Source organism: uncultured Amnibacterium sp., from assembly GCF_964250715.1.
In the GTDB taxonomy this organism is placed as follows: domain Bacteria; phylum Actinomycetota; class Actinomycetes; order Actinomycetales; family Microbacteriaceae; genus Amnibacterium.
The window spans coordinates 213,185-226,401 of the sequence record NZ_CAXUGX010000003.1; the positions used below are offsets into that span (position 1 = coordinate 213,185).

Consider the following 13,217-nt stretch of genomic DNA (forward strand, 5'->3'; position numbering starts at 1 on the left):
GCCCAGCCCTGCGGGTCGCATTAGCGTGGCCGCATGCCTGTGGAGAGTGCGCCCACCCATGTGATCGGCCACGTCACCGACAGCCACTTCACCGCCTCGGGCGAGTTGCACGGCGCCGTGCGTCCCGCAGACACGTTCGGGGCGGCGCTGGCGGCGCTCGAGGCCACCGGGATTCCGCTCGACGCCCTGGTGCACACCGGCGACGTCGCGGACGCGGGCGACGAGCACGCCTATGAGCAGGCGCGGGCCTCGGCAGCGGTGGTGCTGGAGCGCACCGGTTGGCCGATGGCGTGGGCCGCCGGCAACCACGACCTGCGCGGCCCGATGCGGCAGCACCTGCTCGGGACCGAGCCGTCCGACGCTCCGCTCGACTCCGTGGTCGACCTGGGCGGGCTTCGGCTCATCGTGCTCGACACCTCCATCCCGCAGCGGGTGGAAGGCGGCCTCGATGCCGAGCAACTGCAGTGGCTGGACACGCAGCTGCACGACCTGCCCGAGCACGGCGCCGTGCTGGCGATGCATCACGCACCGGTACCGGTGCAGGTGACCGCGTTGCAGGCCCTGCACCTGACCGGGCAGGCGCCGCTGGCCGACCTGCTGCGGGGCCGCGGCGTGCGGGCGGTGCTCGGCGGCCACCTGCACTACGCGACCGCGTCCCTCTTCGCCGGTGTCCCCGTGTTCGTGGCTCCGGCGACCGCATATTCGATCCGGATCGGAGCGCCCGGCAGCGGTGTCACCGGCACAGACGGGCCGCGCGCGGTCGGTCTGCTGTCGTTGTACGCCGACGGGGCGATCGGGTACACGCCTGTGCCGAGCGACCCGGTGCGGGTGGTGGCCGAGACCCCCGAGCAGGCTTTCGCGGCGATGGGCGTGCTCGCCCCCCGGTGAGCCGCGCGGCCTCGACCGGGGCTCGGCGTGATGCTGGAGACGTAGTCGTCGGGGACGTGGGGAGATCCGTGTGGAGTTGACCGATGCGGTCGCCGCACACCGAGGCTTTCTGATCGACGAGCGCGGCGCGTCGCCGAACACCGTCGCTGCGTACGGGGCGGACCTCGCCGACCTCGTGCGGTTCGCCGTCGCCACGGACGTCACCGACGTGCGCGAGCTGGATCTGGAGGTGCTGCGCGACTGGCTATGGGATGCGACGCAGCGTGGGCTCGCGCGGGCCAGCATCGCCCGTCGGGCCGCCGCCGCCCGCAGCTTCACGGACTGGCTGCACCGCACGGGCGCCATCGCGACCGACCCCGGCCTGCGACTGCGTGCGCCGAAATCGTCGGGCCGGCTGCCGCGCGTGGTCGCCCAGCCAGCGATGCAGGGGATGTTCGAGGGCCTGCAGGCACGGGCGACGCAGGGCGAGCCCACCGCGCTTCGCGACCTGGCGGTGCTGGAGCTGATCTACGGCTGCGCGCTGCGGGTCTCGGAGGCGTGCGGGGCGGATGTCGGCGACCTGGACCTGACCGCGCTGACCGTGCGAGTGACGGGCAAGGGCGACAAGCAGCGCACCGTGCCGTTCGGGGTGCCCGCGGCGTCGGCCCTCTCCCGCTATCTGGACGAGGGTCGCCCGGCCCTGCTCGGCGACCCCGCCGGGCAGGCGCTGTTCCTCGGCGACCGCGGGGGACGGCTCGGCCCGCGCAGCGTCTACCGGCTGGTGGCCCGGCTGCTGACTGCGGTTCCCGGCTCCGGGCCGTCGGGGCCGCATACGCTGCGACATTCGGCGGCGACGCATCTGCTGGACGGAGGAGCCGACCTTCGTGCGGTGCAGGCGATGCTCGGGCACGCCAGCCTCGGCACCACGCAGATCTACACGCACGTCTCCACCGAGCGGCTGGCCGAGAGCTACCGCCTGGCGCACCCCCGGGCCCTCGACCGCTGAGCTCCGGGTCCGGCTCTCGCGGCGGACGACGCGTCACTCCATCGGCAGCAGCACGGCGCGCTGCAGCCCGCCGAGCAGCAGCAGCGGCGAGACGTAGGCACCGTGCACGCGCGCGCCGATGTACAGGGTGCCGTCCGCTCGCAGGCCGCCGGTCGCGACGACGGCGACCGGTTGCCCGCGCGACACCGCCTGGCCGACGTGCACCTGCGGGGTGACCGGCTCGAAGCTGGAGCGCACATCCCCGGCGTGCTCGATGGCGAGCACGCCCCGGTCGTCGATCCGCCCCGCGAACACCACATGGCCGTCCTGCGGCGCCGTGACCTCGGTCCCCACCGGCGCGCCCACGTCGATGCCGCGATGGCCCGCCGCGTACGGCGACGCGGGAGCGACGAAGGGGCGGACCACGGGGTGCGGTGCGGGGACCGGCCAGGACCAGATCGGCGCACGGGCGCCGGCCGGCGCAGCAGGAGCAGCAGCTGCTGCGGACGGAGCCCCCGAGCCGAACGCCGTGTCCAGGACGACGAGTGCGAGCACCACGGCCACGTGCCTCCTGCGCATGGCTGGGATCCTGGTCGGCAGCGATCGCACGGAGCGGCGGCGGGGCGCGACCGAAGGAACGTGGTCGCCGTACCGTCCTGTGGAGGAGCGCCGGCTCGCATTGCCGGCGCCGTGCAGGCGGTAGACTGCTGGACGCATCCCGCGCAGGCGGGGTGACTTCGCGTGCCGTTCACGTGCGCCGCATCCATCGGTCCCCAGGTCTCCCGGGGCGGAGGCGGGCCACGGCACCAGGGCTGCGCGTCCGACCCGGACGTTCCGCGGCGATCAACCGGAACAGCGCACCGATGTCGTGCGCAGAGAGAAGGATGCGGCCATGGCCGTCGTCACCATCCGCCAGCTGCTCGACAGCGGCGTGCACTTCGGGCATCAGACCCGCAGGTGGAATCCGAAGGTCAAGCGCTTCATCCTGACCGAGCGCAGCGGGATCCACATCATCGACCTGCAGCAGTCGCTCGGCTACATCGACAAGGCATACGACTTCGTCAAGGAGACCGTCGCGCGCGGCGGCACCGTGCTGTTCGTCGGCACCAAGAAGCAGGCGCAGGAGGCGATCGCCGAGCAGGCCAAGCGCGTCGGGCAGCCCTACGTCAACCAGCGGTGGCTCGGTGGCCTGCTCACCAACTTCCAGACCGTGCACAAGCGGCTCAACCGTCTGAAGGAGCTCGACCTGGTCGACTTCGACGACACGACCCGCGGGTACACCAAGAAGGAGCTGCTGATCCAGCGTCGCGAGCGCGACAAGCTCGAGAAGAGCCTGGGCGGCATCCGCAACCTGTCCAAGACGCCGAGCGCGATCTGGGTGATCGACTCCAAGCGCGAGCACCTGGCGGTCGACGAGGCCAAGAAGCTCGGCATCCCGGTCATCGGCATTCTGGACACGAACGCCGACCCGGACGAGCTGGCCTACCCGATCCCGGGCAACGACGACGCCATCCGCTCGGTCGCGCTGCTGACGCGCATCATCGCCGACGCCGCCGCGGAGGGGCTCATCCAGCGCCACCAGGGCAGCAGCGCCGACGAGGCGCCCGCCGAGCCGCTGGCGGAGTGGGAGCGCGAGCTGCTGCAGTCCGGCGACAGCGTTCCTGCACCGAGCGCTCCTGCGACGAACGACCCGGCCGAGGCCGTCGCCACCGCCCCGGTCGTGGCCCTGGACTCGATCTCCGAGGTCGGCACGGTCACCGTCGCCGACGAGATCGACAACGAGGCCGAGGTCGAGTCGTCTGTGGCCGATGCCGCGCCGGTCGATGCCGCACCCGTCGACGAGGCGCCCGCCGAGACGGCCGCGGCCGAGCCCGCTCCGGAGCCGGTGGAGGAGAACGACGCGGATGCCCAGGCGGACGCCGATCTGACCGCCGAGGCCGACCCGTCGCTCGTGCCGCAGCACGCACCCGAGACGCAGGCCGAGGTCGAGGCATCGGAGGAGGCGGCGGCGACGCCGGCGCAGAAGAAGCCCGCCCCCAAGCGAGCACCGGTCAAGAAGCCCGCCGCAGCCGAGTAGTCCGGCCGAAGCGCCGCACCGCAGGACCCGGATGCGCACCCTCCCGAAGCGGGTGGGGTGCGCATCCCCCTGTGGGCGCGTGGAACTACAACGTGGAATTACACACGCGGAAACAAGAGCAGAAGTAAGGAAAGGAGTCAGCCATGGCGACATTCAGCGCCGCTGACGTGAAGACCCTGCGCGACCGGCTCGGAGCCGGGATGCTGGACAGCAAGAACGCCCTCGTCGAGGCGGACGGCGACATCGAGAAGGCCATCGAGATCCTGCGGGTCAAGGGCCTGAAGGGCGTCGAGAAGCGCTCCGGACGCTCGACCACCGCCGGCCTCGTCACCGCGACCGCCGACAACGGCGTCGCGACCCTGATCGAACTGGCCAGCGAGACCGACTACGTCGCAAAGAACGACCTCTTCGTGTCGCTCGCCTCGGAGGTGCTCGATGCGGTCGCCGCGGCCGGCGCGACCGATGTCGCCTCCGGCAACGCCGCCCCCCTGAACGACACGACCGTGCAGGCTCACATCGACGCGCAGGCCGCGCTGCTCGGCGAGAAGGTCGAGCTGCGTGCGGTCGTGCAGGTGAAGGGCGACGATTTCGCCATCTATCTGCACAAGACCAGCAAGGACCTGCCCCCGCAGGTCGGCGTGGTGCTCGGCTACTCCGGCGCGGACGCCGACACGGCCCGCTCCGTCGCCCAGCACATCGCGGTCTACGACCCGAAGTACACGACCCGCGATGAGGTGCCCGCCCAGACGGTGGAGCACGAGCGCCAGGTGCTGACCGACGCGACCCGCAACGAGGGGAAGCCCGAAGCGGCGCTGCCGAAGATCGTGGAGGGGAAGCTCACCGGCTTCTACAAGGACGTCGTCCTCGTCGACCAGCCCTACGCGCGCGACAGCAAGGTTGCGACCGGCAAGGTCCTGAAGGACGCGGGCCTCACCGTCAGCGGCTTCGCCCGCATCAAGGTCGGCGCGTAAGCGCCACCCGCACAACGTCGCGCGGTAGTTGCGGCCTCCGCGCGGTAGGTGTACCTACCGCGCGAAGGCGCAGGTACCGCGCGAGCTGGGGGCGGACGCGCCCGAGCGGCTCCCGCTAGCCTGGCTGGCGACGGAAGGAGAGCCCGTGACGCTCGCCGAAGCCACACCCGCGGTCCAGCATCAGGCGGGCCGCCCGCGGCGGGTGCTGTTGAAGCTCTCGGGGGAGGCGTTCGGCGGCGGTTCCCTCGGGCTCGACCCCGATGTCGTGCAGGGCGTCGCTCGGCAGGTCGCGGAGGCGGCGCGCACCGTGCAGGTCGCGGTCGTGGTCGGCGGCGGTAACTTCTTCCGCGGGGCGGAGCTCAGCCAGCGCGGCATGGACCGCGGCCGGGCGGACTACATGGGCATGCTCGGCACGGTGATGAACGCCCTGGCGCTGCAGGACTTCCTGGAGCAGGCGGGTGCCGAGACCCGGGTGCAGTCGGCGATCTCGATGACCCAGGTCGCCGAGCCGTACATTCCCAGGCGAGCGATCCGGCATCTGGAGAAGGGCCGCGTCGTGATCTTCGGCGCCGGTGCCGGCATGCCGTACTTCTCCACGGACACGGTCGCCGCGCAGCGGGCCCTGGAGACGCACTGCGACGAGGTGCTCGTCGCCAAGAACGGCGTGGACGGTGTCTACAACGCCGACCCGCGCTCCGACCCCACGGCCGTGAAGCTCGACCACCTGACCTACGGCGACGCGCTGCAGCAGGGCCTGAAGGTCGTCGACGCGACCGCCTTCAGCCTGTGCATGGACAACGGCATCCCGATGCGCGTGTTCGGCATCGGCGGGGACCACGCGATCGGTGCCGCCATCCACGGGGACGCGATCGGTTCCCTCGTCACGGCGTGACGACGCGGCAGCGTCCGATGAGCTTCTTCCGGCACGACCTGGGCGACGGCTTCGACCTGGTTCTGCGCGACGCGAGCACCGTCGACCCCATGCTCGCGCTGACGATCGCGAACCTGCCGCGGCTGCGGCTCTTCGAGCCCTGGGCGGCGGGAGAGCAGACTCGGGCGTCGGCGGAGGCGCACACGAAGGCCGAGTTGGCTGGGTGGCTGGACGGCATCCGGCTGCCGACCGCGATCCGGGCGGCCGGCACCTTCATCGGCTCCGCGGGGCTGCGGATCGAGCGGCGGCTCGGCAGCGCCGAGATCGGCTACTGGGTCGACGGAGGATGGGAGGGGCGAGGTGCGGTTTCGCGTGCGGCGGCGGCGTTGGCCGACTACGCCCTGCTCGACCTCAGGCTGGAGCGGGTCGAGATCCGCACGGCGACGCACAACGCCCGCAGTCGCGCCGTGGCGGAGCGACTCGGCTTCACCCACGAGCGCACCATGCCGCGCGCGCTCGCCGTCCGCGGCGACCACCACGACCTGGCGGTGTACGTGCGCCACCGGCAGCACTGAGCCACCGCCGGCACCGAGCCACCGCCAGCACTGAGTCAGCGGCGGCGCCGAGTCACCATCACGGAGCACCGTCGGCGGCGAACCGTAGACTGATGGGCGGAACCTAAGGAAGAGGGTCGCCACGTGATCGCCGATGTACTGTCCGATGCCACCGGCCGGATGACCCGGGCGCTCGAGGCGGCGCGTGACGAGTTCTCCACGGTGCGCACCGGACGGGCGAATCCCGCCCTCTTCCAGCGCATCCTGGTCGACTACTACGGCTCGCCCACCCCGCTCGCGCAGTTGGCTGGGCTGAACAATCCCGAGGCGCGCACGCTCATCATCACGCCGTATGACAAGTCGGCCCTGAAGGAGATCGAGCGGGCGGTCGCGACCGCACCCAACCTGGGCGCGAACCCCTCCAACGACGGCACCATCATCCGGGTGACCCTGCCGGAACTGACCGAGGAGCGTCGGCGCGAGTTCGTCAAGATCGTGCGCGGCAAGGGCGAGGACGCCAAGGTCGCCATCCGCAACATCCGCCGGCACGCCAAGGACGACCTGGACGCCCTGAAGGGCGAGGTGGGCGACGACGACGTGGCCCGGGGCGAGAAGGAACTCGACGGGTTGACGAAGCGGTACGTCGACCAGATCGACGAGGCGCTGAAGCGCAAAGAAGCCGAACTGCTGGAGGTCTGACCGGGGTGCAGAGCCCGCGCACCCCGAGAGAGCGCCGCGCCGATTTCCAGGAGCAGCTGCGCCACACCCGCGGCGAGATCCGCGACCAGGTGCGGGCCACCCGGGTGCAGTTCGACCAGGCGAACGCCCGGCTGACGGCGCGCACCGGCCGCAACCTGCTGTTCGCCATCGGGGTCGGCCTCGCGCTCGGAGCGGCGGTCCTGCTCTCCCTGCTGCTCGTCAAAGCGCTGTTCATCATCTTCGCCGTGGTGCTGGTCGGCTTCGCCACCGGCGAGCTGGCCGGCGCCCTGCGGCAGTCCGGTCGCACGGTGCCGGTCGTCGGCTCGATCGTCACCGGGGTGCTCGTGCAGCCCGTCGCCTACGCCTTCCCCCGGCTGGGCTGGCCGCTCGCCATCGCCGGAGCGGTCGTGGTCGTCGTCGTGTGGCGGCTGCTCGGCACGATCCGCCGGCCGACCGCCGCTGCGGACCTGCGGCGCGATCTGGGCGCGACGGTGTTCGTGCAGCTGTACGTCACCCTGCTCGGCTCCTGCGCGGTCGTGCTCACCGCGCAGCCGGACGGTCAGTGGTGGACGCTGGCCTTCGTCGTGATCGTCGTGTCGACCGACCTGTTCGCCTACATCAGCGGCCTGGCCTTCGGCCGGCATCCGATGGCGCCGCGGATCAGCCCCAAGAAGACGTGGGAGGGCTTCGCCGGTTCGGTGCTTGCCGCGGTGATCGCCGGCCTGCTCGTCGCGCCCCTGATGCTCGGCCAGCCCATCTGGCTCGGCGCGGTACTGGGCGTGGTGATCGCCGGTACCGCGACCCTCGGTGATCTGACGGAGTCCCTGATCAAGCGCGATCTCGGCATCAAGGACATCTCGTCGTGGCTGCCCGGCCACGGCGGCTTCCTGGACCGGGTGGACTCGATCCTGCCGTCGGCGACCGCGGCGCTGCTGCTCTACTTCTCGACGCACCCGGCGCTGCTGCCCTAGTTCGCAGGGCATCTGCCCCACAATGCTGCGGTGGCGACGACCTTTCCCCGAGTGCGACGAGGTGCCCTCGGGTATCGCGTGGACGAGGTGGACCAGTTCCTCGCCGCCGCGAAGGCCGCGTACGACAGTCGCCGCACGGCCGGGGATGTGACGTCGGAGCGGATCCGGCACACCGCCTTCGGGATGCAGCGGGGCGGGTACCAGACTGCAGCGGTGGACGCCGCACTGGAGCGGCTGGAGGACGCCTTCGCGCAGCGCGAACGCACCGCCGCCGTCCGGTCCTCCGGCGAACGGGCCTGGATCTCCGGTACCCGCGAGCTGGCCAAGGAGCTGATCGCCCGGCTGGGCCGGCCGCCTCGCGCCCGCTTCCGGCGCACCGGGCTGCTGCGGGTCGGCTACTCGGTCAAGGACGTGGACCGGTTCGCGGATCGCACCCGCGAGTACTTCGAGGCGGGGTCGGACCTGACAGTCGACGAGGTGCGCTCGGTCGCGTTCCGGGCGGAGCGGCACGGCTATCGCGAGGGCCAGGTGGACCTGGTCATCGACGGCGTCGTCGAGGTGATGCTCGCCGTCCGGTGACGGTGCGGGCCGCCGTCGGCGGCCCTTCGATTCGGCCCGGGGGTGGGCCGTGGTTAGGGTGGGGACGCAGTGGGTAGACATTCGGACACGCTTGAACCGCGGTCGGTGCAGCAGGACGTGCGCCGACGGGGTGCGATCGTCGACCCTCGATCGGGCCGCCGCGCCGTGCCGTACCGGCCCACGCAGCCCGCCGCGCCCGCGACGTTCCGCCGCCCGCGCTCCCGGGGCCGCATGGTGCTCGGCGCCTTCGCGATGCTCGCGTCGATGGGGATCGCGATGGTGACGGTGGTCGATCCCTACGCTGGTGCGACCGCGTCGGCGTACTACCGGCTCGCCGGCGCGGCGCCCAGCACGCGCACCGTGCAGCACTTCCAGACGAGTGACGGCGTGATCAGCGTCGCCTACAAGAACGATACGTGGCAGGTCATCGACGCCCCCACGCCCAAGGCAGCCGGCGCGAAGGGGAAAGCCGCGTCCGACGACTCCGCGGCCACCATCGGTGCCGTCGCCCCCGCCGGCACCTCGCAGGCGTACGCCGCCGGCCGGGTCGCGGACCGCGGATGGAACGCCTCCCAGTTCTCGTGCCTCGTGAGCCTGTGGAACCGCGAGTCGGGCTGGCGCGTGACCGCCGCCAACCCCAGTGGCGCCTACGGCATACCCCAGGCCCTGCCGGGCAGCAAGATGGGCGCCGGCTGGCAGAGCGACTACAAGGCGCAGATCGACTGGGGGCTCGGCTACATCGCCGGCTCCTACGGCAGCCCGTGCGGCGCGTGGGCCCACTCCAACGCCGTCGGCTGGTACTGACGCCGAGTCGCAGGACCCAGTGCCCCGCCGGAACCGGTCCGCGAACGACGTCGCCCTGCCACTGCGGCTGACGGGTTCCGCGGCGACGGAGCAGCGCAGGGGGCGGGCCTGGACGGTGCAACCCATCCCGGCCGCCGGCGCCGTGAAGGTGTACCGCTGTCCGGGCTGCGAACGTGACATACCGGCGGGCGTCGCGCACGTGGTGGTCTGGCGGGCCGACGGCGTGCTGGGCGACGCAGCCGATGTGGCGGCGCGGCGGCACTGGCACCTGGCGTGCTGGCGGGCGGCCTGATGGGCGAGGACTCGAGAGCCGGCAGTGCCGTGGATGTCGAGGTCCGGTCCGGCGTGCAGCTCGTGGCCGAGCGGCACGACATCGAGCTGACCACGGCGGACGGCGTCACCCTGGTCGGCGAGCTCGCGGTCCCCGCCGGTGTGCCGGCGGTCGCCGCCCTGGTCTGCGTGCATCCGCTGCCCACCGCCGGCGGGTTCATGGACTCGCACATCCTGCGCAAGGCCGCCGCCCGCCTGCCCGCCCTGGCGCGCATCGCCGTGCTGCGCTTCAACACCCGGGGGACCACCTCGCCGCGCGGTACCAGCGGCGGCTCGTTCGACGGCGGCGACGCCGAAGGGCTCGACCTGGCTGCGGCCGTCGACTTCGCGGCCGCGCGCGGCCTGCCGACGCCCTGGCTGCTCGGCTGGTCCTTCGGCACGGACGTGGTGCTGCGGCACGGGCTGGGTCTGTCGCACGGAACGAGCCGATCGCACGGACCGGGCCAGGCGATGGCCGGTGCGGTGCTGCTCTCGCCCCCGCTGCGCAGCACGACGGAGGCCGACCTCCGCGCGTGGGGCGCCGCCGGTACGCCCCTGACCGTGCTGGTGCCGGAGTTCGACGACTTCCTGCGTCCGGCCGAGGCGCGCCTGCGGTTCGCCGCGGTGCCGCAGGCCGACCTGATCGCCGTCGCCGGAGCGAAGCACCTGTGGGTCGGGGAGCCGTCGGTGCGCCGCGTGCTGACGGAGGTGGTCGCGGTCGTCAACCCCGCGGTACTGCCGCTGCCCGAGCGGGTACCGGCCGCGCTGCTGGCCTGAGCAGCGCGGCTCAGAGCCTCAGGCCCTCAGAGCTCCGCCTGCCGCGGGACCACCACCTGCTCGATGATCAGCAGGATCGCCGCCGCGACCGGGATGGCGACCAGGGCGCCCAGGATGCCGAGCAGGGTGCCGCCGACCAGGGCGGCGATCACCACGACCACGCCCGGCACCTTGACCGCCCGGTTCATGATGTTCGGGCTGAGCACGTATGCCTCGAGCTGCATGTAGATCAGGTAGTAGATGGCGACGACGAGCCACACCGGCGGTGCGCCCGCCTGGGCGGCCGGCATCAGCAGCAGCTGCCCGAGGAAGATCAGGACCGCCGCGGAGATCGTGCCGACCAGCGGGATCAGGCTGCCGAGGAACGCGATGAAGGCGAACACCGCCGGAAGCTGCGCGCCGATCGTGCCGAGGATGGTCAGGAAGACGAAGGTCAGCACCCCGTTCACCAGGGCGAGCGCGACCTGACCGATCACGTACCGGCCGACCGCGGAGAAGATCTGCTCGGCGATATCGGCGAACTTCGCCCGCCGGGTCATGGGGACCAGCCGGTAGAGCCCGCGCTTGAAGGTCTCCAGCGACGCTGCGAAGTAGAGCGTCAGGATGATCACGATCAGGGCGCCGGCGACGCCGCCGACGATCCCGAACCCGACGGACAGCACGCCGCCCGTGATGGCCGGGGCGTTCTTCTGCAGGAAGGTGACCGCCTGATTGATGAGGTCCTGCACGTCGACGGAGTCGCCCAGGGCCTTCTGGATCTGGGCGATGTACTCCGTCACCGACGGCCCCTTCGTCACGGCGGTGGTGATGTCGGTGACCAGCTTCGTGGTCTGCGTCACGAGCACCGGGACGACCGCGAACACGATGCCGACGAGCGCGCCCAGGACGACGACCAGCACGATCACAATGGCGAGCCCGCGGGGGAGCCCTCGCTTCTGCAGGCCGCTGATCAGCGGGTCGAGCCCCAGCGCCAGGAAGATGGCGGCGCCGACGTAGGTGAGGATGGTCGCCAGTTCGGTGATGGCCGAGCCGATGCCGATCGCGAGCAGCACGCCCAGGGCGCCGAGCAGGCCGACGCGGAACGGGTTCTGGATCTTCACCCGCGTGGTTCCGCGTGCAAATCCCGCGGGTGCAAGCGGTTCGGGTACGAGCCCTGCGGCGTCACGAGTCGACGTCCACCGGTGAGGCCGAGGCGAGCGCTCCGCGCAGCGTCTCGAAGTACTCCGCGATGCCCTCGCGCTCCTCGCGCAGCTCGGCGAGCCGTTCCTCCGCGTCCCGCACCAGCTGCTCGGAGCGCACCTCGGCGTCCTTCACGATGTCCGCCGCCTTATTGCGGGCGTCCAGAACCAACTCCGCCGCCTGCGACTCGGCCTGCTCGCGCCGCTTGCGGTTGTCGATCTGCCCGGTCATCTCCAGCGCGTCGGCCTCGAGCCGCTTGTCCGCCGACCGCCGGATCGCGTCCGCCAACTGGGCGTTCGCGTCGTCCAGGTAGCGCTGAGTGGACGCGACCGCCTCCTGGTGCCGCGCGAGGTACTCCTGTTCGGCCTCGTCGCGGCGGGCGCGCAGCTCCACGTCCAGGTCGAGGCGCGCCTGCTCCGCCTCGCGGGCCGTCTCGGCGCGCAGAGCGTCCAGCTCGGCTTGCAGCGTGTCCCGGATGCCGGCCAGCTCCCGCTCGGTGACGAGGCGGGACTCCACGAGCGCGTCGTCGTTGCGGCGGCGTGCACCGTCGAATTCGGCCTGCACGGTCACCCGTTCGGCCTCGGCCGCGCGTCGGGCATCGGCCCGCGCGGCCTCCAACTCGAGGGCCAGGTCCTCGCGGGCCTTCTCGACCTCGCGAGCCAGGTCGGCGCGGGCACGGTCCGTGTCGCGCTTCGTCTCCTCGCGCAGCCGGCCGAGCTCGCGGGCGGCATCCTCGCGATCCGCGTCCAGTCGCCGCTGCAACTCCACGGTGGCGAGTTCCGCTTCTCGTGACGTCCGTGCAGCGTCGTCGCGTGCCGTGGCCGTCTCCCGCTCCGTGACCACCCGCAGTTCGGCCGCCTCGCGCTCGGCGGCGGCGCGCACCGCGGCCGCCTCGCGCTTGGCGGTGCCGCGCACCTCGGCCGCCTCGGTCGCCACCGCACCGCGGATCGCCGCGGCTTCGCGCACGGCGTCCTGCTCGGTGGACTCGGCGCCGACCCGGGCGTGCTCGGCCAGCTGCTCCGCCTCCGCGTGGGCGGCGGCCAGGATCGTCTCGGACTGCTCGCGGGCGTCGGTGAGCAGTCGCTCGGCCAACTCGGCCGCCTCGACCCGCAGCCGGTCCACGTCCACCTGGACGCTGGAACGCAGGCGCTCGGCGTCGATGTCCGCCTGCGCGATGACGCGGGTCGCCTGGTCCTCGGCGAGGCGCAGCAGGCTCTCCAGCCGGTGCCCGAGCCCGGAGTACGTCGGCGAACCGACCTCCTCGAGTTCCCCGTCCAGGTCCTGCACCCGGGATGCGAGGCGCTTGACCTCTTTCTGGGATTCGGCGAGGCTGGTGTTGGCCTTGATCAGTTCGCGCCGAAGTTCCTGCAGCGCGCGATCCACCTCGTCGCGGTTGTACCCGCGCATGCTCTGGGTGAAACCCGATTCGTCGGACATACGTCTCCCAAGGATCCACGAGGATTTCGGCGCGTCCGCACGGCGGCGTCGACGCCCCGCCAGTGTAGGGCGCCGGTCCGCGGTGCCATCGGAGTCGCCGCCCGCGGGTTCGCCTAGCAGCCGTGACGGATCCGTCA

At 72.1% G+C, this 13,217-nt stretch carries 13 protein-coding genes and 2 pseudogenes; 12 read left to right on the forward strand and 3 right to left on the reverse strand.

The window, feature by feature from the left end:
• Nucleotides 1-33: 33 nt before the first annotated feature.
• Together ACFE7H_RS05115 and ACFE7H_RS05120 are read left to right on the forward strand one after the other, a co-directional pair.
• On the forward strand, nt 34-888 hold the full coding sequence (locus ACFE7H_RS05115; RefSeq protein ID WP_375400137.1) for a metallophosphoesterase: 855 nt from the start codon (nt 34-36) through the stop codon (nt 886-888).
• Between the two features lie 70 nt (nt 889-958).
• Nucleotides 959-1,873 carry a tyrosine recombinase XerC gene (locus ACFE7H_RS05120; RefSeq protein WP_375400138.1) on the forward strand — a complete coding sequence of 305 codons (915 nt, stop codon included), beginning with the start codon at nt 959-961 and terminating at the stop codon, nt 1,871-1,873.
• Between the two features lie 33 nt (nt 1,874-1,906).
• Here ACFE7H_RS05120 and ACFE7H_RS05125 read toward each other — a convergent pair whose 3' ends face one another.
• Nucleotides 1,907-2,431, reverse strand: coding sequence for a murein hydrolase activator EnvC family protein (locus tag ACFE7H_RS05125; RefSeq protein WP_375400139.1), 525 nt, complete (start codon nt 2,429-2,431; stop codon nt 1,907-1,909).
• Nucleotides 2,432-2,744: 313 nt separating this feature from the next.
• Between ACFE7H_RS05125 and rpsB the strand changes: the two are divergent.
• The 10 genes and pseudogenes from rpsB to ACFE7H_RS05175 form a co-directional block, all read left to right on the forward strand.
• Nucleotides 2,745-3,695, forward strand: a pseudogene (gene rpsB, locus ACFE7H_RS05130) (30S ribosomal protein S2); the annotation flags it as partial.
• A gap of 377 nt (nt 3,696-4,072) precedes the next feature.
• Nucleotides 4,073-4,900, forward strand: coding sequence for a translation elongation factor Ts (gene tsf, locus ACFE7H_RS05135; RefSeq protein ID WP_375400140.1), 828 nt, complete (start codon nt 4,073-4,075; stop codon nt 4,898-4,900).
• A gap of 145 nt (nt 4,901-5,045) precedes the next feature.
• Nucleotides 5,046-5,792, forward strand: a complete 747-nt coding sequence (pyrH, locus tag ACFE7H_RS05140) for a UMP kinase (RefSeq protein WP_375400141.1) — start codon at nt 5,046-5,048, stop codon at nt 5,790-5,792.
• Complete coding sequence (locus ACFE7H_RS05145; RefSeq protein ID WP_375400142.1) at nt 5,789-6,346, forward strand: GNAT family N-acetyltransferase; 558 nt, start codon at nt 5,789-5,791, stop codon at nt 6,344-6,346. The genes pyrH and ACFE7H_RS05145 overlap by 4 nt, the downstream gene beginning before the upstream one ends.
• A gap of 123 nt (nt 6,347-6,469) precedes the next feature.
• A complete protein-coding gene (frr, locus tag ACFE7H_RS05150) occupies nt 6,470-7,024 on the forward strand; it encodes a ribosome recycling factor (RefSeq protein WP_375400143.1) in 555 nt (184 codons plus the stop codon).
• 5 nt (nt 7,025-7,029) lie between these two features.
• The gene (locus tag ACFE7H_RS05155) at nt 7,030-7,995 is read left to right on the forward strand and encodes a phosphatidate cytidylyltransferase (RefSeq protein ID WP_375400144.1); all 966 of its coding nucleotides are present in this window, start codon (nt 7,030-7,032) and stop codon (nt 7,993-7,995) included.
• 30 nt (nt 7,996-8,025) lie between these two features.
• Nucleotides 8,026-8,574, forward strand: coding sequence for a DivIVA domain-containing protein (locus tag ACFE7H_RS05160; RefSeq protein ID WP_375400145.1), 549 nt, complete (start codon nt 8,026-8,028; stop codon nt 8,572-8,574).
• 69 nt (nt 8,575-8,643) lie between these two features.
• Nucleotides 8,644-9,378: a lytic transglycosylase domain-containing protein gene (locus tag ACFE7H_RS05165; protein ID WP_375400146.1), complete on the forward strand. Its 735-nt coding sequence runs from the start codon at nt 8,644-8,646 to the stop codon at nt 9,376-9,378.
• 19 nt (nt 9,379-9,397) lie between these two features.
• Nucleotides 9,398-9,670: a hypothetical protein gene (locus tag ACFE7H_RS05170; protein ID WP_375400147.1), complete on the forward strand. Its 273-nt coding sequence runs from the start codon at nt 9,398-9,400 to the stop codon at nt 9,668-9,670.
• Nucleotides 9,670-10,464 (forward strand): alpha/beta hydrolase, encoded by a 795-nt coding sequence (locus ACFE7H_RS05175; RefSeq protein WP_375400148.1) that lies wholly within the window; start codon nt 9,670-9,672, stop codon nt 10,462-10,464. The genes ACFE7H_RS05170 and ACFE7H_RS05175 overlap by 1 nt, the downstream gene beginning before the upstream one ends.
• 26 nt (nt 10,465-10,490) lie before the next feature.
• On the opposite strand, the gene ACFE7H_RS05180 is transcribed toward ACFE7H_RS05175, so the two are convergent.
• Entirely contained in the window at nt 10,491-11,564 is a 1,074-nt protein-coding gene (locus ACFE7H_RS05180) for an AI-2E family transporter (RefSeq protein WP_375400149.1), read from the reverse strand.
• Between the two features lie 1,174 nt (nt 11,565-12,738).
• Nucleotides 12,739-13,080: pseudogene (locus ACFE7H_RS05185) on the reverse strand (DivIVA domain-containing protein); the annotation flags it as partial.
• Between the last annotated feature and the right edge of the window lie 137 nt (nt 13,081-13,217).

Coding starts and splice junctions, on each gene's coding strand:
- ACFE7H_RS05175 (WP_375400148.1), top strand. CDS start 9,670: ATGGGCGAGGACTCGAGAGCCGGCAGTGCCGTGGATGTCGAGGTCCGG.
- ACFE7H_RS05115 (WP_375400137.1), top strand. CDS start 34: ATGCCTGTGGAGAGTGCGCCCACCCATGTGATCGGCCACGTCACCGAC.
- ACFE7H_RS05125 (WP_375400139.1), bottom strand. CDS start 2,431: ATGCGCAGGAGGCACGTGGCCGTGGTGCTCGCACTCGTCGTCCTGGAC.
- tsf (WP_375400140.1), top strand. CDS start 4,073: ATGGCGACATTCAGCGCCGCTGACGTGAAGACCCTGCGCGACCGGCTC.